Source organism: Neisseria sp., from assembly GCF_030530745.1.
Classification (GTDB): Bacteria; Pseudomonadota; Gammaproteobacteria; order Burkholderiales; family Neisseriaceae; genus Neisseria.
Genome location: NZ_JAUMUI010000011.1, coordinates 19799 through 37065, shown reverse-complemented (window position 1 = coordinate 37065; position 17267 = coordinate 19799). Strand labels below are relative to the sequence as shown.

Here is a 17267-nt window from a genome sequence, read left to right as displayed (position 1 = left end):
TGACTTTCCGTATACTTTGTTAAAATACTTTCCATTTTCCTTCAAAGTGACTAAGATAACTCAATTATAAAAAATTGAGTTATCTTGGTATTCATTATGAAAATCTCTAGTCCTCCGAAATTTGCCCTCTTGCAGCAAGAATATGTGCAACATTTCACCGAAAAGATGGCACAAACCGCCAAGCTGCTCCGCTCTGCTGAAAACAATCCCGATATGGATATTCCTGATTTTTTTGCTGAAATCAAAGATTATTCCGAATTTTCCGTTACCGATGAGAACGGAGCTTATCTGCATTGGGATAAATTCCGCAGGATACACACGCAGGATACACGGATGAAATGGCGGGCAGTGCAGGAAAGCCGCAGAAAAATCCAAAAACCGATTGATTTTCCGCATGGGCATCAATTCAGATTCTGTATTCCCGATTCTTTACAGGCACGGCTTCATTTGATTGATAAAAGCTGCGGCAGCACTATCGGCACGTCGAGCTTGGGCGGTTTCGGCAGAAGCGAGCAGAACAGGTTTCTGCTTAAATCTCTGATTATGGAAGAGGCGATTACATCGGCACAATTAGAAGGCGCAGCCACCACGCGCCAAGTGGCCAAGGATATGCTCAAATCACAACGCAAACCCAAAACCAAAGACGAAATCATGATAGTGAACAACTATCACTTGATGAAAAAAGCGGTGGACTTGAAAAATACGCCATTAAGCATTGAAATGATTTTGGATTTGCACCGTACCGCCACAAGAAATGCCATTGAAAACCGCGCCGAACCCGGACAATTCAGACAAGATAATGAAATCTTTATTGCCGATGCCGACGGCAACAGCCTGTATCAACCGCCTCCGCACGAACAGGTTTATGAACTAATGGAAGCGGTATGCACGTTTGCCAACAACACTTATGACGGCGGGGAAAATCCGTTTATCCACCCGGTTGTGCAAGCCATTATCCTGCATTTCCTGATCGGTTATATCCACCCATTCGGCGACGGCAACGGGCGGACGGCGCGGGCTTTATTTTATTGGTTTATGCTCAAAAACGGTTATTGGCTGTTTGAATACATATCCATCAGCCGCCTACTGAAAAATGCTCCTGCTCAATATGCAAAATCCTATCTATATGCAGAAACCGATAATTTGGATTTAACCTATTTCATTTACTATCAATGCGACATTATCAAGCGGGCAGTCGCCGATTTGGAAAACTATATTTCTAACAAGCAGAAACACCAGCAGGAGTTCAAAGCAGCAATTGCCAAATATACCAAAAAGATAGGAAAGTTAAACCAACGGCAAATTGGTATTCTACAAAAAGCAGTGGAAGAAAGCGGGAAAATTTTTACCGCACAAGAAATTGCCAATCAATATGGTGTTTCTTTGAATACTGCCCGCAGCGATTTAAGCAAACTAGGTGAATATAGATTCTTAGTGCCGTTCAAATCAGGAAACGCTTTGGAATATGTCGCTCCGCAAGATTTATTGGAAAGGCTGAAGAGAGAAGGCTAGGAGCTGTTGACAATTGGCCGATGAAGTGGTTTTTTGAGGCAAAAAGCGCAGCAAGGTTGGACACCTGCGGGCATTTTAGCTTCGCAAGCCCGCTACGCTGCCTAACGCCGCAGACGGGGATTTTTGACCAAAAATACCGCCGTTACGCTAATTGTAAACAGACCCTACGCCTGCTGTCCGGCAAAACAGGCCTCATAGGCCGGCTGCAAGGCGCGTATTTGCCCCGCCAGCCAGGCCGCGCTGTCTGTTTGACCGATGTTGCCGCGTTCGATATGGCTGCCGATGCAAAAGAAATCGCCGTCGGCCAAAGCCAAGCCCCGCGCACACTGTTCGGCAACCGTCGGATAATCGGCATACTCGCCGTCGCTGTCGCGCCACATGTCAAAACCGTCGAAATCCCCGCCCGCCAAAACCTGCGGCCATTGCCGGTACTGTTCCAGAGGCACGGCCGACCGCGCGGCGCGGTAGCTGTGCCAATCAAGGCTCACGCCCAAGCGGCGGCGGTTGAGCAAGAGCGAGAAAATCACTGCCGAATCGCGGTAACGCGCGTATTTGAAATAGGCAAAAAAATGCGCCCGCACCTGCCAGCCGTTGCACCAGCGCTCGATATGCGGCGGCGCGAACTCCGCCCCCAGCCGTGCCGCCACCGCTTCCACCGTCTGCCGCCATACCAGCCACGCCGCGCGGTGTGCCGCTTTAATCTCATCCAAACGCTCGGGACAATAACGCTTGATTTGCGCCAATTGGAAAAACGGCAAATCGAATACGGCACTGTGCTGCGGCTGTAACATAACCGGCTCCTGCGAAAGAAAATACCCTAAGGCCGTCTGAAAATGCAAAAATGCATTTTCAGACGGCCTTATAAGCTATTTATTTAAATCAAACTTTAACGCCAATAGCGCCACCACGGAATGCCGGTGCTCTCGTGCCACGGTTTTTGCAGGTAAGGGCTGTTGGGGAAGTTTTGCGCCAGAATGCGGCGGGTATCGTCGGCCAATTGCGTTTTATTCATTTTGCGGTAGGAAGATTCCATAATCGCCAGCGACTCTTCCACAAAACGGGTGTTTTGATAACGCTCGACGATTTTCTGCGCGCGGTTGGCAGCGGCCAGATACGCACCGCGCTTCATATAATAACGGGCCACAGCGATTTCGTTGCCACCCAATGCATCCACCAGTTTTGCCATGCGCTCGGTAGCATCGGGCGCGTATTTGCTGTTGGGATAGCGCTCCACCAGCTCGGCAAACGCCTGGTAGGCATCGCGGTTGGCTTTCGGATCGCGGTCAGACCAGTCTTGCGAGGCCAGTTTGTTTAAAAACGACTGGTCTTCGTTAAACAGCACCAAGCCTTTGAGGTATAAGGCATAGTCCATATTCGGGTGTTGGGGGTGGTTGCGCTGGAAACGCTCGACGGCGGCCAGTGCCTTTTCAGGTTCGTCGTCTTTATAGTAAGCGTAAGCGGTGTCCAATTGCGCCTGTTGGGCATAACGGCCGTTGGGAAAGCGCGATTCCAGAATTTCGTATAACTTGACGGCTCGCGTATAATTGTTGCTCTTCAACTCGCCGTTCGCTTCGGCATAGAGTTTTTCAACCGTCCAGTCTTGGGTGATTTGGGCATCTTTGTCAATAGTGCCTTTGGTGCCGGCACAGCCGCCCAAAGCCAAACCCAATGCAACTACTAAAAGAATTTTTTTCATGCAGAACTCTTCCTTTGAAAATGAAGCCGATTATAACGATGATTTGGAATTTACGGCAGCCCCCGATACAGAAACTTGCATTAATTTAACCGTTCCCCTCGGTTTGGCGGGCATGCGGCTCGATGCGGTGCTGGCCAAACTGCTGCCCGACTATTCGCGCAGCCGCTTGAGCGCTTGGATAAAAGACGGCGCGGTAACGGTAAACGGAGAGCCGGCCCAACCCAAAGACAAAATGATAGGCGGCGAATATATCGCGGTAACGGTGCGCCCGAGCGGAGAAACCTTGGCGTTTACGCCCGAACCCATGGATTTGGACGTTGTTTATGAAGACGGCTCCGTAATTGTGCTGAACAAACCCGCAGGTTTGGTGGTACACCCCGCCGCCGGCAACTGGACGGGCACGCTGCTCAACGGCCTGCTGGCGCACTGCCCCGGGCTGGCACAGATTCCGCGCGCCGGCATCGTGCACCGTTTGGATAAGGATACCAGCGGCCTGATGGTAGCAGCCAAAACGCTGCCCGCGCAAAACCATTTGGTACGCCAGCTGCAGGCGCGCACGGTCAAACGCATTTACCGCGCAGTGGCCGACGGCATCGTACCGTTCGACGGAAAAATCGACACCTTAATCGGCCGCGACCCGCACAACCGCCTGAAAATGGCGGTGGTGAAATTCGGCGGCAAACCGGCGGTTACCCATGTGAAAGTGCTGGAGCGTTATCTGACGCACAGCTATATAGAATGCTCGCTTGAAACCGGCCGCACCCACCAGATACGCGTGCATATGCGCGAAGCCGGCCACCCGCTGGCGGGCGACCCCGTTTACGGCAACCCGCGCCACACCTGCTCCGACAACGTTAAAGAAGCCGTGAAAGGCCTGGCCCGCCAAGCCCTGCATGCCTACCGCTTGAGTTTCGAGCATCCGGCTACGGGCGAAACCGTATCGTTTGAAGCTCCGGTTCCCGCAGATATGTACCGCCTGCTTTCAGTGTTGCGTTTGGAAGCAGGCTTCGATTCCCCTCTCGGCCGCGAAGCCGAATGGCAGGGAAAACCCGACGGAACCAATGACGACGACGGTTGGAGCGACGATGATTATGATGTAGAAACAATCTACATACGCGATTAAGCAGTGCGGCATTCCGGCCTGCACCGCGGGCGGATTTTTCAGAAGGCCCGCTCAAAGCCCGGTACCGCCGGAGCCGGCCGAAAAATGCCGGCTGATTTAGGCTATAATCCCCAACCCGTAATTGTAAATACAACCGCACATCTGTCGAAACCATGTTGAATTTGTCTGATACCGGCCTGCAAGAGATTGAAAACAGCGGGATTTCCAATTTCATATCAGGTTTGTTCGCCCGCCGTGAATTTACCGCACAACTGCTGGAACACAGCTTCAACCGCCCCTCGGGCTGGTTGGAAGCAGCTCTTGCCGCCGCAATCATTGCGGCGACTTTCTGGCTGTCCGGCTATTGGATAGGCAGAAAGCCGGCCGCACACCCGCATTGGGGTGCAATCCGCCATATCGGCCAACGCATCCTTTGGCCGGTTTTGATGCTTGCCGCCGCCGTTGCCGCCATCTATTTTTGGCAGCTTTCCGGCCAAAACCCCCTGTGGCTGCAACTGCTGGCCATGGCGGCCCGCTGGATGATACTCATCCGTTTCGCACTGGCAGTGCTCCGCGCGGCCCTGCCCGCCAATAAAATTACCGACTGGCTCGAGCGTTTCCTCTCCTCCGCACTTTGGATTGTTTTCGTATTATGGGTTTCCGGCATCGAAGCCGTTATCACCGGTGCCATGAAAACCGTGGAACTGCCCGTAGGCACCGTCAGACTCAACCTCTACACCGTGCTCACCGGCCTCTTATGGGTGGCCGTCGTTATGGTATTCGCGTTGTGGCTGGCGCGCTTTATCAACAACAAACTGATGGCAAGCCAACGGCTCGACATCAACCTGCGCATCGTGCTTTCAAAAATCATCAGCACGGCAATGATTGTATTGTCTTTCCTTATCGCGCTGCCCTTGGTGGGCATAGATTTAACGGTGCTGTCGGTGTTCGGCGGCGCCTTGGGGGTAGGCATCGGTTTCGGGCTGCAGAAAGTGGCCAGCAACTATATCTCGGGCTTTATTATTTTGGGAGACCGCTCCATCCGCCCCGGCGACCGCCTGACTGTGGACGGTTTCACCGGCTACGTTACCAAAATCACCTCGCGCTTCGTGGTGCTCAAAAGCGCCACCGGTGCCGAAGCGCTGATTCCCAACGAAACCTTTATAACCTCCACCGTTATCAACGAATCCTACACCAGCAAATCGTTGTGGCAGAGCCTTGATGTTCAGGTGGCTTACCATACCGACTTGACTAAAGCCTTAAGCCTGCTTGAAGAGGCTGCCGCCGCGCAGGAACGCGTAGACACTTCCCCCGCCCCCAAGGCCGTGGTTCTCGGCTTCGGCGACAACGGCATTGATTTGCGCATCGGTTTTTGGGTAAAAGACCCCGAAAACGGTTTTGCCGCCCTGTTTTCCGCCATCTTGCTCGGCATTTGGCAGCGTTTCAACAAACACGGCATCGAGTTTCCTTTTCCACAACGCGAAGTACGCATTCTCAACGAAACGCAAACACCCGGCGATGCCGCCATTTTAAAAGCTTCTTTAAAATCACAAACCGACACCCGCTCCGATGCGGCATTCGACGATGGAAACTGATATGACGGCCAAACCGCCCAAAATACCCGTATCCGTATTGGTGGTGTTGCACGACGGCAACGGTAACGTGCTGCTTATCGAGCGCGCCGATTGTAAAAATTTCTGGCAGTCCGTAACCGGCAGCCTCGAACCAAACGAAACGCCCGAAGCCGCAGCAGTCAGAGAAGTTTTCGAAGAAACAGGAATTTACCTTTCAGACGGCCAATTGTGCAACTGGCACGAAAGCACTGAGTACGAAATCTACCCGCACTGGCGCCACCGCTACCCGGCAGGCGTTACGCATAATACCGAACACATATTTTCCGCCGAAATAAACCGGCAGGCACCAATAAAAATCAGCCCTTCCGAGCATACCGCCTACGCTTGGCTGCCGCTGTCCGAAGCGGCCGAAAAGGTGTTTTCGCCCTCAAACAGGGCTGCTATTTTAAACCTGCATAAGCATTTGTTTTAATTTCAGCTTTGTAGGATAATTTAAGTTATGTAAACCAAGCCGCAGCTGTTTGTAAACAGGCTTGATTCGATTGAAGGTTTTCATGACCCAACATTTTGCTTTATTTAAATTGGAACCCGCTTTCGATATCGATGTCGAAATGCTGGAGCAAACCTACCGCTCGCTCGCTGCACGGTTCCACCCCGACAAATACGCGGCAGCCTCCGCATTCGAACAAAAACAGGCCGTGATGATGGCTTCGGCCGTAAACGAAGCCTACCGCGTTTTAAAAAACCCCACCGAGCGCGCCGCCTGCCTGCTGCAGCTGCACGGCATCGAAGCCGACGCTCCCGAACACACCACTTTCGCCCCCGAATTTCTGATGCAGCAGATGGAATGGCGCGAAACTTTAGAAGAAGCCCGCTCCAACGGCAATACAGCAGTACTTGCAGAGCTGGACGGAGAAATTGCCGCAGAGCAGCAAAAACTGCAACAGCAACTGAGCACCGCTTTTTCACGGCAGAATCACGACGAAGCAGCCGCCTTGGTGCGCCAAAGCCGCTTTCTCGACAAGCTCCGCCAAGAAATACAGGCAGCCTCCTGACGGGCCGTCTGAAAACCATAAAAACAAAAAGCGCTACCATGTAGATTTAGATGCAGATTTAGCGGCGAAACTTTTTACCCGCCGCAACCCTAAACCCGTCCATTACTCACTCAAACCTCTTTGATAAAAGAAACAATATGAAACGAATTAGCTTACTGTTCAGCGTGTTGCTGCTCGCCGCCTGCCAGATTCACAGCGACGAGAGCCGCCGCAATAAAATTCTTAAATTTGCAGCCAACCATCCCGTAGCTGCGCAGGCCATCGGCCTGCCCGGCGAAAACGCCGTCAATATCACCGGCAATGCCGCCCGCTTCGCCCTCAAAACCGGCCTCGACAACCAAGCCAACGGCGGCGAAGGTTTGGGCACGCAGGTAAATGCCGTGCGCCACACACTTTGGCAGGCTGCCATTGCCGCCCGCTTCGGCACCGAAATCGCCGAAAAAATCGGCAACGCCTATGAAAACAACACTTCCATACGCGAAAGCAAAACCCAGTATTTCAGCCGTGCGGCCGCCGACCAGGCCGCTGACCTGCGCAACAACCGCGTCGGGCGTACCATAGGTGCCGCCCACCCCGACACTGATATGAAAACACTGGCGCAGGCCGTTCTCAGCCATTATCAAAAAGAAGGCTTGTGGACGGCGCGCCCGGTTACCGAAAAAGGCCGTACATCTTGGCGCATCAGCCGCACCAAAATCAGCCGTGCCGAACTCCAAGCCGCAACCAACCGTATAAGAATATTGAATGAAAACGGTTTTTCACCCGAAGAGCAGAAAGAGTACGACAAAACCCTCAAAGCACAAAACGCCGGCACCAGACAGGACGGCAGATAAACGCCTGCGGGCGGTGCAAACACAACGGAGCAGCCCATGAACGAAAAAATCCGCCTGATTATCGACACCGACCCCGGCCAAGACGATGCCGCCGCCATTCTGATGGCGCACGGGCTGGCAAAACGCGGGCTGATAGACTTTGTAGCGCTCACCGTCGTAGCCGGCAACGTAAGCCTGCACCACACCGCCACCAACGCCAGAATTATCTGCGACTGGGCGGGCGAAACCGATTTTCCCGTTTATGCCGGCGCAGGCAAACCCTTGCTGCGGCCCTTGGTTACCGCCGAAGAAGTACACGGCAAAACCGGGCTTGACGGAGCCGAACTGCACGACCCGCAATGCCCGCTGCAACCCGTGCACGCCGTGCCCTATCTTATCGACACCCTGCGTAAAGCCGGAGATGCCCCCATCACCCTCTGCCCCATCGGCCCGCTGACCAATATCGCCCAAGCCATCAGCCTTGCCCCCGATATCGTGCGCGGTATCAAAAACATTGTGCTGATGGGCGGCAACTATTTCGAAGCAGGAAACGTTACCCCTGCCGCCGAATTCAATTTCTATGTCGATCCCCATGCCGCGCAGATAGTATTGCAAAGCGGCGCACCGATAACTGTTTTGCCGCTCGACGTTACCCACAAAGCCTGCATCACCACCCCGCGCATGGATGTTTTGCGCAAGCAAAACAACACCAACGGCAAACGTTTGGCCAACATCCTGCAAAGCTACGAACGTTTCGACACCCAAAAGTTCGGCCTCGAAGGCGGGCCGCTGCACGATCCCTGCGCCATTGCCTGCGCCGTATTTCCCGAACTCTTCAGCGGTAAATCGTGCCGTGTCGATGTCGAAACCCAGAGCGAGCTGACCATGGGTGCCTGCGTAGTCGACTGGTGGGGCACCACGGGCAAACCGGCCAATGCCTATTGGGTAACCGATGTCGATGCCGACGCGATATTCCGCGAACTGGCCGATTCTATCCGCGAACTGCCCTGATTTTTCCGCAATAAATACAGGCCGTCTGAAAACAAGCGAAACGCATTTTTCAGACGGCCTCAAACAGATTTCAACCAATAACGAGACCATGTCCAAAAACCCCGATGCTTTCACCCGCCTGATCAACGCCTTGAAAATTCTGCCCAATGTCGGCCCCAAATCCGCCCAGCGCATGGCCTACCAACTGTTGCAGCACAGCAGAGACGGCGCGCAGGAATTGGCCGAAGCCCTGCAACACGCCTTAAAACAAGTACACCACTGCACCCGCTGCAACACCTTTTGCGAAGGCGGGTTATGCGATATCTGCGCCGACCACAACCGCGACCCGCGCCGCCTGATGATTGTGCACATGCCCGCCGATGTTTCCGGCATGGAAGCCGCCAACTGCCACGACGGGCTGTATTTCGTATTAATGGGCCAAGTCAACCCCGCGCAAGGCATGGATTTAAGCCACATCGCCCTCGACAAACTGGTAGAAAGACTGCAAAACAGCGAAGTAGAAGAAATCATCATCGCCACCAACTTCACCGCCGAGGGCGACGCCACCGCCTATGTGCTGTCGGAACTGTTCAAAAACCTGCCTTACAAAGTCAGCCGCCTTGCGCGCGGCATCCCGCTGGGCGGCGAGCTGGAATATGTCGATGCCGGCACGCTCGCACAGGCGGTTTACGAACGGAAAATGCTGAAAGAATAAACAGTAAAGATTGTTATATTCCGCTTGTGTAAAAAAGGCAGCGTTCGGCACAAACCGCTTTATCAACCGTTAAAAATATCGTATGTTCACACCTGTAAACCCACATTTAGTCTGATTATTCAGGCAGCCTGCCAAACGTAAACAACCGGTTGCTTGGAAACCCACTGCCGATATGCCATGAGCCTGATTACCGTACTCCGCCCCGCAGCTCCGCACGACTGCGAACACATCTACAACGCCCATCGTTATTCCGTGCAATACACCTGCACCCGCAGCTACAACAACCGCGTACTCGAAGCATGGAGCCGGCTGCTCAGCCCCGAAGGCTATCTCGACACCATGGCCGATTCCAACAAAGCCTTATGGGTGGTGGAATACCGCGGACACATTCAAGGCTTTTTCCAACTCGATTTCAAAGAAGCACAGTTAGACGCGCTCTACGTCCATCCCTTCGTGCACAACCACGGCTTAGGCACCGCCCTGCTGCAGCGCGCCGAAGCACTGGCAGCAAGCGAAGGGCTGAGCTTTATCAAACTCTATGCCTCGCTCAATTCGGTAGCGTTCTACAAACTCAACGGCTACGAATCACTCGGCTCCGCCGTTTTGCCCTTAAACCGCGAAGTAACGGTTGAGTGCGAACTGATGCGCAAATACCTCTAAGCCGTTTACCGTATTAGGGTCTATTGACAATTAACGCAACGGCGGTATTTTTGGTCAAAAATCCCCGTCGGCGGCGTTAGGTAGCGTAGCGGACTGGCGAAGCTAAAATGCTCGCAAGGTGTCCAACCTTGCTGCGCTTTTTGCCTTGCATACGCGGTTTTTGCCTCAAAAAACCGCTTCGCCGGCCAATTGTCAACAGCCCCTAGGAACAGCCGCATTGTTCCGCAGCAGGCAGGGCATTCGGTGATTTTCAGACGGCCTTACGTGCCGGCATATAGCGGCACATTTATACCGAAACATACGGTTTGGTTTCGGCCAAACAGGCGTGGACGCTGTTCATTTCGGCCGCCCAAGCGTCGAGTCCGGCGGCGGCGATTATGCCTTGGGCTTCGGTTAAATTGTTACGGAACAATAAAAAATCCACCGCACACGCGGCATAAAGGGTGCCGATGTTCAACTCTGTACCATATGGTTGCACCCGCTCTGCCAGCAGTTTGAGTGCGCTTTCGTTGCGCGCTTTAATCTGCGCGTGGCGCGCCGCCCACCATTCGTTTTCGGGGCGCAGCATTTTTTCGGCAATCATCGCCACGGTGTTTTCCAAAATGCCTTCGGCAAGCGCGTGCAGGTTTAACACTTCCCAGCGGCCGTTGTCTTGAGGATACAGTTTCCGCCCCTGCCCCAGCGTGTCAAGGTATTCGGCAATCACGTTACTGTTGAGCAGCCATTCGCCGCCGTCGGTTTGCAGCACGGGTATGCGGCCGAGCGGGTTGTTTTGATTGTGCGGCGAAGCGGCATCGAACGACGAGGTTACTTTCAGCAGCTCAATTTGCCCACCCAAATCATGGTGTGCGGCCACGGCGCGGACTTTGCGCACATAAGGGCTGGTGGTGGAATACCAAAGTTTCATGCTGCTTCCTTTCTGCTGTTGTCGGGAAAGAATCTGTTTTGATATGCAAATCAAAAAGGCCGTCTGAAAAACAATATTAATATTGCGTTTTCAGACGGCCTCTGCATTATTTTCCGTTATCGGCAATCAGGCATTTCACTCCCGCTTCTTCCAGCCGTTTGCACATCGCTTCGTCCGGCTCGCGGTCGGTGAACACGGCGTCGAATTCGCCGATGCTGCCCATGCGCACCAAAGCGTTGCGCCCGAATTTGCTGTGATCCACGCCCAAATAGCGCATTCGGGCGTTTTCCATCATGGCCTGCATCACGCTCACTTCTTTATAGTCGAAATCGAGCAGCGAACCGTCGGCATCGACGCCCGACGCGCTCAACACGGCATAGTCGGTTTTAAACTGATTGATGAAATCCACCGTGGCCACGCCGGTTACGCCGCCGTCTATCGGGCGCACCACGCCGGAAGTGATAATCACAGTGTAGTCGCTGCGCCCCGACACGATGGCGGCCACATGGATGTTGTTGGTGATAATGCACAAGCCTTTGCGCTTTTTCACCAACGCCATCGCCACCGCTTCGATGGTGGAGCCTATGCTCAAAAACAGCGAGGAGTTGTCGGGAATATGCTCGGCAATCAAATCGGCGATATGGGCTTTTTCGCTTTGCAGCTTGGCTTTTTGGGTGTTGAAATCTTCGTTTTCGAGGCTGTCGCCCAAAGTGGCGCCGCCGTGATAACGCCGCAGCAGGTTTTCTTCGCAAAGCTGGTTGATGTCGCGGCGTATGGTTTGCGGGGTAACGTCAAGCTCGCGGGCAAGCTGCTCGATCGGCATGAAACTGTGTTCGCGCACAAGGGCGATGATTTTTTCGTGTCGTTGGATGCGTGGCGGCATGGTGTGTTCTTTATAATCTTAAGTTATAACTATCTGTTACTGCTAAAAGTTATCCGTTGCATTGTGCCAAATTAAATAAACGGCCGCAAGCTGTCCTGCTAAAAATGCATATTTGAAAAAAACACCATCAGAAACGGGGCGGTAACATTGATAATAAAACCGAAACTGATGGCCGGCGGCACAACCTGCAAACCGCCCGAACTTTGAATCACCGGCAGCGTGAAATCGAGGCTGGTGGCGCCGCCCACGCCCACCGCCGCGCCGGGGTGGCGGCGCATCAGCGCGGGAATAAACACCAGCGCGAAAAACTCGCGCGCCAAATCGTTCAGCAGCGCAATGCTGCCCCACACAGGGCCGTAGGCTTCGGTCATCACAATGCCCGACAGCGAATACCAGCCGAAACCTGATGCCAACGCCAATCCCTTGCTCCACGACACTTCCGGAATCAGCGCAGCAAACAGCAGCCCGCCCAGCAGCGAAGATATGGCAATCAATATGCCAGTTTGCACGCCGCGGCGGTTAATCAGCACCTGGCGCAACGCGATGCCGCTGCCGCGCAACTGTATGCCCACCAGCAACACCAGCAGCATCAGGCAATAAGTGCCCGAACTCTCCGGCGGCAGCCAAGTATCCTGCAAGGCTTCGCCGGCCAAAAAGCCCAACACCACGCAGCCCACCTGCCTGATGCTGCCGGCAATGCTCACCCGCGCCTTTTTGCCCCCGCCTGCGGTCTGCCACGGATGGCGGCGGTCGAACCACATCAACACAGCAAGGTTCAGGCCGATAACGCACGCGAACAGCAAAACGGTTGCACCGATGATGGTGTCGATCTGCGCGCCCAGATTTTCCACCTGCGAGAGCGATACGCCGATTAACAGCAAAATGATATACACCAGCCAAACCAAAGCCTTATCTATAATTTTCAGATAAGGCTTCGGCAGATTGATAAAAAAACCGAGAAAAAGCGGAACCAAAATCGAAATCAGGGTAATCAGGCTGTCCATACAATATCCATCGGTTTCAGACGGCCCTACATATATGGCGGATTTACTCCGTTATAGGGCAGGCATATGAGGAATCTGTGAAAATGATGCGATTATAGCCGAATCCGCTCCCCTTCCTTTCCGACGGCCCCCTTCTTCCGAACGGGAACTCCCGAATCAATCTTGATAAGCTTGACCTGTATCAAAACCCAATAACCGTTTTTACCTATAATCGCTTCTAAAAGCTGACAACTACAAACCAATTTGCCGGGAACACAAATAATGGAACTTTTCAACGAACTGTTTAAATCGCCTGTGGGTATTCTATCTTTACTCACCATTGTTTTAGTGATGGTTATTGCCATGTTTTTATTTTTTTGGGTAAAACGCCAGGCGGATAAAAAACCCGAAAAGCAATAGTTTTCATCTAGTTTCCTTATCGGAACAACATGCAGGGCATTTTATATCGCCCTATGATTGAAACATTTTTTCTCTCTTTCCTCTTGATGTGTGTGTGTTTGGGTGTGGCTGCGTGCCACCCCTTTTTTTATTCCGCAAACCACATGCAGATTTCAAAAATACCTGCCGCTCAAAACCAAAAGGCCGTCTGAAAGTATAAAACCCAGAAAAGCCGTAATCCGCCGTTTGAAACAACGGCGGATTACGGCTTTTCAACCTGACGGATAACGGCGGCTTTATTCCGCTTCGTCTTCCGTGCTGCGGATAACCAGCAGAGGCAGATGACTCTGGCGCATCACGGTTTCGGCAAAGCTGCCCATCAGCAGGTGCATCAGGCCGCTGCGTCCGTGGGTACCCAAAACCAACAGGTCGGCACCCTGATCGTCGGCATAATCAACCAACTCCTGCGCCATCTCGCGCGCACCTTTATTGGCCACCAGCAGGTGTTTCACCACATTGGCCACGCCCTGCTCTTTGGCGCTGTTTTCTGCGAAGTCCAGCACTTCGTTGCCCTGCGCCACAGCGGCGGCTTCATAGCTTTCATGCTGTAAAAATTCGGGAGCCAGAGCCATATATTCGGCAGGGTTGGCAACGTGAACCAAAGTCAGCCGCGCATTGCCGAAACTTGCCAGATCGGCGGCGTGCTTCAAAGCGTTGAGGGAAGTCGCACTGCCGTCAACGGCAACAACCAAATGTTTATACATCGTCTTCTCCTTATTGAGGTGGTGTCAAACCGCCGGCTTTCATCCCAACTTTTGGCGGCTTCGTTGAAGTATAATACCGCTGCGCCGTTTTGGCAGCGTTTTTTTTATTGTGTTTGACTTATCACAAGGCAGAATCATGCTAGACACCGCTTCCGTTTCTTCCCGCCGTTTCGGCGGCATCGCCCGCCTTTACGGCGAAGCCGCACTGCAGCGCTTTGCCGCCGCGCACGTTTGCGTGGTGGGCGTGGGCGGCGTCGGCTCGTGGGCGGTGGAGGCGCTCGCACGCAGCGGCATCGGCGCATTAACGCTGGTGGATTTGGACAACGTGGCCGAATCCAATGTCAACCGCCAACTGCCCGCGCTCACGGCCGAATTCGGCAAAGCCAAAGTAACAGCGCTGCACGAGCGCATTCTGCAAATCAACCCCGCCTGCCGCGTAACCGAAATTGAAGACTTCGTTACCGAAGAAAACCTTCAGGATATTTTCAGACGGCCTTTCGATTTTGTTATCGACGCCATCGACCAAGTGCGCGTGAAAGCGGCGATGGCGGCTTATTTCGTGCAAAACGGCCGGCCGTTTGTTGTGAGCGGCGGTGCCGGCGGCCAAAAAAACCCGGCTTTAATCCAAACCGGCGATTTGAGCAGAGCCACCCACGACCCGCTGCTGGCCAACCTGCGCTACGCCCTTCGCAAACGCTACGGCTTTCCGCGCGGCGGCGGAAAAATGCGCGTGCCGTGCGTGTTTTCCACCGAAAACATCACCCCGCCGCAAACGGCCGAAGCGTGCAATGCCGATAACCTTTCAGACGGCCGCAACGCCCCGCAAGGTTTGTCGTGCGCAGGCTACGGCGCGAGCATGCTCGTTACCGCACCGTTCGGCCTTTATTGCGCGCAGACCGCTATCGAACACATAGGGGCGGAAAAATGACCGCCGCCTCAGAAAACCTGCAAAGGCCGTCTGAAAACGCCGTAGCGTGGATTTTCGGCCAACCCGTTACCGATGTGCCGCAGGATTTGTTTATCCCGCCCGATGCCCTGAAAGTGGTGCTGCACAGCTTTCAGGGGCCGCTGGATTTACTGCTTTATTTGATCCGCAAGCAGAATATCAACGTGCTCGATATCCCGATGATTAAAATCACCGAGCAGTATCTGCACTATATCGCCCAAATGGAAGCCTATCAGTTTGATTTGGCTGCCGAATATTTATTGATGGCGGCGGTGTTAATCGAAATCAAATCACGCCTGCTGCTGCCGCAGCCCGAAAACACGGAAGAAGGCGAAGAAGCCGACCCGCGCGCCGAACTGGTGCGCCGCCTGCTGGCCTACGAGCAGATGAAGCTCGCCGCCGCCGGCCTCGACGCCCTGCCCCGCGCCGGCCGCGATTTCGCCTGGGCCTACCTGCCGCTGGAAATCGCCGTTGAAGCCAAACTGCCCGACGTGCACATCGCCGACCTCACCCAAGCGTGGCTGGGCATACTTTCCCGCGCCAAACACACCAAAAGCCACGCCGTGGTGCAAGACGCCGTATCCGTGCGCGCGCAGATGTCGGCCATTCTGCGCCGCCTCAACACCCAAGGCACCTGCCGCTTTTCGGAGCTGCTCAGGCCCGAACAAGGCGCGGTGTATGTGGTGGTAAACTTCATCGCCCTGCTCGAGCTGGCCAAAGAAGGCTTGGTGCGCATCGTTCAGCCCGAAAACTTCGCCGAAATCGAAATCCATGTGAAAGACGGCGGTGCGGAGACGCTTTCAGACGGCCTCTTTGAAGAAACGGAACAATAAACCCTGAGGGTTTGCCGGGCTGGCTGCAATCTGACGGCTTGGGCGGATTTTGCAAGGTTACTGCTCCAGATATTTGAAATTCCAAACCGTAAAATAAAAACCCTGCCGAAGCAGGGTTTTTATTACCGGCGGATCCGCCCGTATTACAGGCCGCTCAAAGAAGCCGTGTCGTGCGCAATCATCAACTCTTCGTTGGTGGGAATCACCACCGCCAGCGCTTTGCTGTCGGCAGAAGTAATCACGCCGGCATTGCCGAAACGGGCGTTTTCGTTGGCCTGCTTGTCTTCGGTCAAACCCAAAAAGCCCAAATAACCCAACACTTTGCTGCGGATCAGATTGGAGTTTTCGCCGATGCCGCCGGTAAACACCAAAGCGTCCAAACCGCCGGCGGCAACCGCCATAGAGGCAACGTATTTGGCTAAGCGGTAGGCAAACACTTCCAGCGCAAGTTTTGCGCCTTCGTGGCCGTTGCCCGCTTCTTCTTCGATGGTGCGGCAGTCGTTGGACAACTCAGAAATGCCCAGCAAACCCGATTTTTTGTTCAACATATCGGTAATCTGCGTAATGCTCATATTGGCGTTTTCGGCCAAAAACGAGAATACGCTCGGGTCAACATCACCGCTGCGGGTGCCCATTACCAAACCTTCCAGCGGGGTCAAACCCATACTGGTGTCTTGGCATTCGCCGTTGGCAACGGCGGCAATCGACGCACCGTTGCCCAAGTGGGCGATCACCATGCGCAGGCTGTTTTTGTCTTTACCCAGAAAACGGGCGGTTTCGTCGGCCACAAAGCGGTAGCTGGTGCCGTGAAAGCCGTAGCGGCGCAGGCCGTATTTGCGGTAAAACTCGCGCGGTACGGCATAAGTGTAGGCGTGTTCGGGAATGCTTTGGTGGAAAGCGGTGTCGAACACGGCCACATTCGGCAGGCCTTTGAAGATATTTTGCGCGGCGCGGATACCCAGCAGGTTGGCGGGGTTGTGCAGCGGAGCGAGCGGAATACATTTTTCGATGCCGTCCACCACTTCGGGCGTAATCACGATAGATTCGCTGTAAAGCTCGCCGCCGCTGACCACTCGGTGGCCGACCGCCGCGATGCGGCTGTCGAGGCCGTGGGCTTTCAATTCTTCCATCAGCGCTTCCACCGCGCCGGTGTGATCGGGATGGCGGGTCAGATCCACCTTGCGTTTTTCACCGTTGGATTTAAACGTGATATACGCATCGGGCAGGTTCAGCTTTTCCGCCAGGCAGCTCAGCAATACTTCGCCGCTGCCGTTATCCAATACCGCGCCTTTCAAAGAAGAACTGCCGCAGTTCAATACCAAAATCAGTCTGTCTGACATATGCGCTCCTAACTGGTTGTTTTCAGACGGCCTCTGCCGTTTTTCAGAAAATTTAAAAATAACATGCCGCATTCTATCAAAATTTGCCGGCCGCCA

Annotated in this window: 19 protein-coding genes; 12 read left to right on the top strand and 7 right to left on the bottom strand. The window is 53.9% G+C overall.

What is annotated here, in order from left to right:
- Positions 1 to 96: 96 nt before the first annotated feature.
- Positions 97 to 1512: a Fic family protein gene (locus Q3970_RS05755; RefSeq protein WP_303099642.1), complete on the top strand. Its 1416-nt coding sequence runs from the start codon at positions 97 to 99 to the stop codon at positions 1510 to 1512.
- A 164-nt stretch (positions 1513 to 1676) separates the two neighbouring features.
- Here Q3970_RS05755 and Q3970_RS05750 read toward each other — a convergent pair whose 3' ends face one another.
- The gene (locus Q3970_RS05750; RefSeq protein ID WP_303099641.1) at positions 1677 to 2303 is read right to left on the bottom strand and encodes an HI_0552 family protein; all 627 of its coding nucleotides are present in this window, start codon (positions 2301 to 2303) and stop codon (positions 1677 to 1679) included.
- A gap of 95 nt (positions 2304 to 2398) precedes the next feature.
- Entirely contained in the window at positions 2399 to 3208 is an 810-nt protein-coding gene (locus Q3970_RS05745) for an outer membrane protein assembly factor BamD (protein WP_303099640.1), read from the bottom strand.
- On the opposite strand from Q3970_RS05745, the gene rluD reads away from it, so the two are divergent.
- The 8 genes from rluD to Q3970_RS05705 all read left to right on the top strand — a co-directional run bounded on the left by rluD (position 3207) and on the right by Q3970_RS05705 (position 10116).
- Positions 3207 to 4331, top strand: coding sequence for a 23S rRNA pseudouridine(1911/1915/1917) synthase RluD (rluD, locus tag Q3970_RS05740; RefSeq protein WP_303099639.1), 1125 nt, complete (start codon positions 3207 to 3209; stop codon positions 4329 to 4331). The two genes, Q3970_RS05745 and rluD, sit on opposite strands and share 2 nt — an antisense overlap.
- A 152-nt stretch (positions 4332 to 4483) precedes the next feature.
- Positions 4484 to 5905: a mechanosensitive ion channel family protein gene (locus tag Q3970_RS05735; RefSeq protein ID WP_303099638.1), complete on the top strand. Its 1422-nt coding sequence runs from the start codon at positions 4484 to 4486 to the stop codon at positions 5903 to 5905.
- 1 nt (position 5906) lies between these two features.
- Positions 5907 to 6356 (top strand): dihydroneopterin triphosphate diphosphatase, encoded by a 450-nt coding sequence (gene nudB / locus Q3970_RS05730; protein ID WP_303099676.1) that lies wholly within the window; start codon positions 5907 to 5909, stop codon positions 6354 to 6356.
- A gap of 82 nt (positions 6357 to 6438) precedes the next feature.
- Entirely contained in the window at positions 6439 to 6939 is a 501-nt protein-coding gene (gene hscB / locus Q3970_RS05725; protein WP_303099637.1) for a Fe-S protein assembly co-chaperone HscB, read from the top strand.
- A gap of 137 nt (positions 6940 to 7076) precedes the next feature.
- Entirely contained in the window at positions 7077 to 7772 is a 696-nt protein-coding gene (locus tag Q3970_RS05720; RefSeq protein WP_303099636.1) for a hypothetical protein, read from the top strand.
- A 36-nt stretch (positions 7773 to 7808) separates the two neighbouring features.
- Positions 7809 to 8762 carry a nucleoside hydrolase gene (locus tag Q3970_RS05715; protein WP_303099635.1) on the top strand — a complete coding sequence of 318 codons (954 nt, stop codon included), beginning with the start codon at positions 7809 to 7811 and terminating at the stop codon, positions 8760 to 8762.
- Between the two features lie 88 nt (positions 8763 to 8850).
- Positions 8851 to 9456, top strand: a complete 606-nt coding sequence (gene recR, locus Q3970_RS05710; RefSeq protein WP_303099634.1) for a recombination mediator RecR — start codon at positions 8851 to 8853, stop codon at positions 9454 to 9456.
- 177 nt (positions 9457 to 9633) lie between these two features.
- The gene (locus Q3970_RS05705) at positions 9634 to 10116 is read left to right on the top strand and encodes a GNAT family N-acetyltransferase (RefSeq protein ID WP_303099675.1); all 483 of its coding nucleotides are present in this window, start codon (positions 9634 to 9636) and stop codon (positions 10114 to 10116) included.
- 286 nt (positions 10117 to 10402) lie between these two features.
- On the opposite strand, the gene Q3970_RS05700 is transcribed toward Q3970_RS05705, so the two are convergent.
- From Q3970_RS05700 to Q3970_RS05690, 3 genes are all read right to left on the bottom strand, one after another.
- Positions 10403 to 11023 (bottom strand): glutathione S-transferase, encoded by a 621-nt coding sequence (locus Q3970_RS05700; protein ID WP_303099633.1) that lies wholly within the window; start codon positions 11021 to 11023, stop codon positions 10403 to 10405.
- Between the two features lie 106 nt (positions 11024 to 11129).
- Positions 11130 to 11906: a DeoR/GlpR family DNA-binding transcription regulator gene (locus Q3970_RS05695; protein ID WP_303099632.1), complete on the bottom strand. Its 777-nt coding sequence runs from the start codon at positions 11904 to 11906 to the stop codon at positions 11130 to 11132.
- Between the two features lie 98 nt (positions 11907 to 12004).
- Entirely contained in the window at positions 12005 to 12910 is a 906-nt protein-coding gene (locus tag Q3970_RS05690; protein ID WP_303099631.1) for a lysine exporter LysO family protein, read from the bottom strand.
- A gap of 261 nt (positions 12911 to 13171) precedes the next feature.
- Here Q3970_RS05690 and Q3970_RS05685 point away from each other — a divergent pair, with 261 nt between their 5' ends.
- Positions 13172 to 13309 (top strand): DUF3149 domain-containing protein, encoded by a 138-nt coding sequence (locus tag Q3970_RS05685; RefSeq protein ID WP_303099630.1) that lies wholly within the window; start codon positions 13172 to 13174, stop codon positions 13307 to 13309.
- Positions 13310 to 13584: 275 nt separating this feature from the next.
- Here the strand turns inward: Q3970_RS05685 and Q3970_RS05680 are convergent, their stop codons facing one another.
- The gene (locus tag Q3970_RS05680; protein ID WP_303099629.1) at positions 13585 to 14052 is read right to left on the bottom strand and encodes a universal stress protein; all 468 of its coding nucleotides are present in this window, start codon (positions 14050 to 14052) and stop codon (positions 13585 to 13587) included.
- Between the two features lie 136 nt (positions 14053 to 14188).
- On the opposite strand from Q3970_RS05680, the gene Q3970_RS05675 reads away from it, so the two are divergent.
- On the top strand, positions 14189 to 14980 hold the full coding sequence (locus Q3970_RS05675; RefSeq protein WP_303099628.1) for a tRNA threonylcarbamoyladenosine dehydratase: 792 nt from the start codon (positions 14189 to 14191) through the stop codon (positions 14978 to 14980).
- The gene (locus Q3970_RS05670; RefSeq protein ID WP_303099627.1) at positions 14977 to 15831 is read left to right on the top strand and encodes a ScpA family protein; all 855 of its coding nucleotides are present in this window, start codon (positions 14977 to 14979) and stop codon (positions 15829 to 15831) included. Before Q3970_RS05675 ends, Q3970_RS05670 begins: the two co-directional genes overlap by 4 nt.
- A gap of 143 nt (positions 15832 to 15974) precedes the next feature.
- Here Q3970_RS05670 and Q3970_RS05665 read toward each other — a convergent pair whose 3' ends face one another.
- Positions 15975 to 17171 carry an acetate kinase gene (locus tag Q3970_RS05665; protein WP_303099626.1) on the bottom strand — a complete coding sequence of 399 codons (1197 nt, stop codon included), beginning with the start codon at positions 17169 to 17171 and terminating at the stop codon, positions 15975 to 15977.
- Positions 17172 to 17267: the final 96 nt, after the last annotated feature.

What these genes read in the sequence shown, in the direction of transcription:
- Q3970_RS05690 (WP_303099631.1), bottom strand. Translation starts at nt 12,910, where the DNA reads ATGGACAGCCTGATTACCCTGATTTCGATTTTGGTTCCGCTTTTTCTC.
- Q3970_RS05700 (WP_303099633.1), bottom strand. Translation starts at nt 11,023, where the DNA reads ATGAAACTTTGGTATTCCACCACCAGCCCTTATGTGCGCAAAGTCCGC.
- hscB (WP_303099637.1), top strand. Translation starts at nt 6,439, where the DNA reads ATGACCCAACATTTTGCTTTATTTAAATTGGAACCCGCTTTCGATATC.
- Q3970_RS05675 (WP_303099628.1), top strand. Translation starts at nt 14,189, where the DNA reads ATGCTAGACACCGCTTCCGTTTCTTCCCGCCGTTTCGGCGGCATCGCC.
- Q3970_RS05745 (WP_303099640.1), bottom strand. Translation starts at nt 3,208, where the DNA reads ATGAAAAAAATTCTTTTAGTAGTTGCATTGGGTTTGGCTTTGGGCGGC.
- rluD (WP_303099639.1), top strand. Translation starts at nt 3,207, where the DNA reads ATGCAGAACTCTTCCTTTGAAAATGAAGCCGATTATAACGATGATTTG.
- Q3970_RS05695 (WP_303099632.1), bottom strand. Translation starts at nt 11,906, where the DNA reads ATGCCGCCACGCATCCAACGACACGAAAAAATCATCGCCCTTGTGCGC.
- Q3970_RS05715 (WP_303099635.1), top strand. Translation starts at nt 7,809, where the DNA reads ATGAACGAAAAAATCCGCCTGATTATCGACACCGACCCCGGCCAAGAC.
- Q3970_RS05755 (WP_303099642.1), top strand. Translation starts at nt 97, where the DNA reads ATGAAAATCTCTAGTCCTCCGAAATTTGCCCTCTTGCAGCAAGAATAT.
- Q3970_RS05665 (WP_303099626.1), bottom strand. Translation starts at nt 17,171, where the DNA reads ATGTCAGACAGACTGATTTTGGTATTGAACTGCGGCAGTTCTTCTTTG.
- nudB (WP_303099676.1), top strand. Translation starts at nt 5,907, where the DNA reads ATGACGGCCAAACCGCCCAAAATACCCGTATCCGTATTGGTGGTGTTG.
- Q3970_RS05670 (WP_303099627.1), top strand. Translation starts at nt 14,977, where the DNA reads ATGACCGCCGCCTCAGAAAACCTGCAAAGGCCGTCTGAAAACGCCGTA.
- Q3970_RS05680 (WP_303099629.1), bottom strand. Translation starts at nt 14,052, where the DNA reads ATGTATAAACATTTGGTTGTTGCCGTTGACGGCAGTGCGACTTCCCTC.
- Q3970_RS05685 (WP_303099630.1), top strand. Translation starts at nt 13,172, where the DNA reads ATGGAACTTTTCAACGAACTGTTTAAATCGCCTGTGGGTATTCTATCT.
- Q3970_RS05750 (WP_303099641.1), bottom strand. Translation starts at nt 2,303, where the DNA reads ATGTTACAGCCGCAGCACAGTGCCGTATTCGATTTGCCGTTTTTCCAA.
- recR (WP_303099634.1), top strand. Translation starts at nt 8,851, where the DNA reads ATGTCCAAAAACCCCGATGCTTTCACCCGCCTGATCAACGCCTTGAAA.
- Q3970_RS05735 (WP_303099638.1), top strand. Translation starts at nt 4,484, where the DNA reads ATGTTGAATTTGTCTGATACCGGCCTGCAAGAGATTGAAAACAGCGGG.
- Q3970_RS05705 (WP_303099675.1), top strand. Translation starts at nt 9,634, where the DNA reads ATGAGCCTGATTACCGTACTCCGCCCCGCAGCTCCGCACGACTGCGAA.
- Q3970_RS05720 (WP_303099636.1), top strand. Translation starts at nt 7,077, where the DNA reads ATGAAACGAATTAGCTTACTGTTCAGCGTGTTGCTGCTCGCCGCCTGC.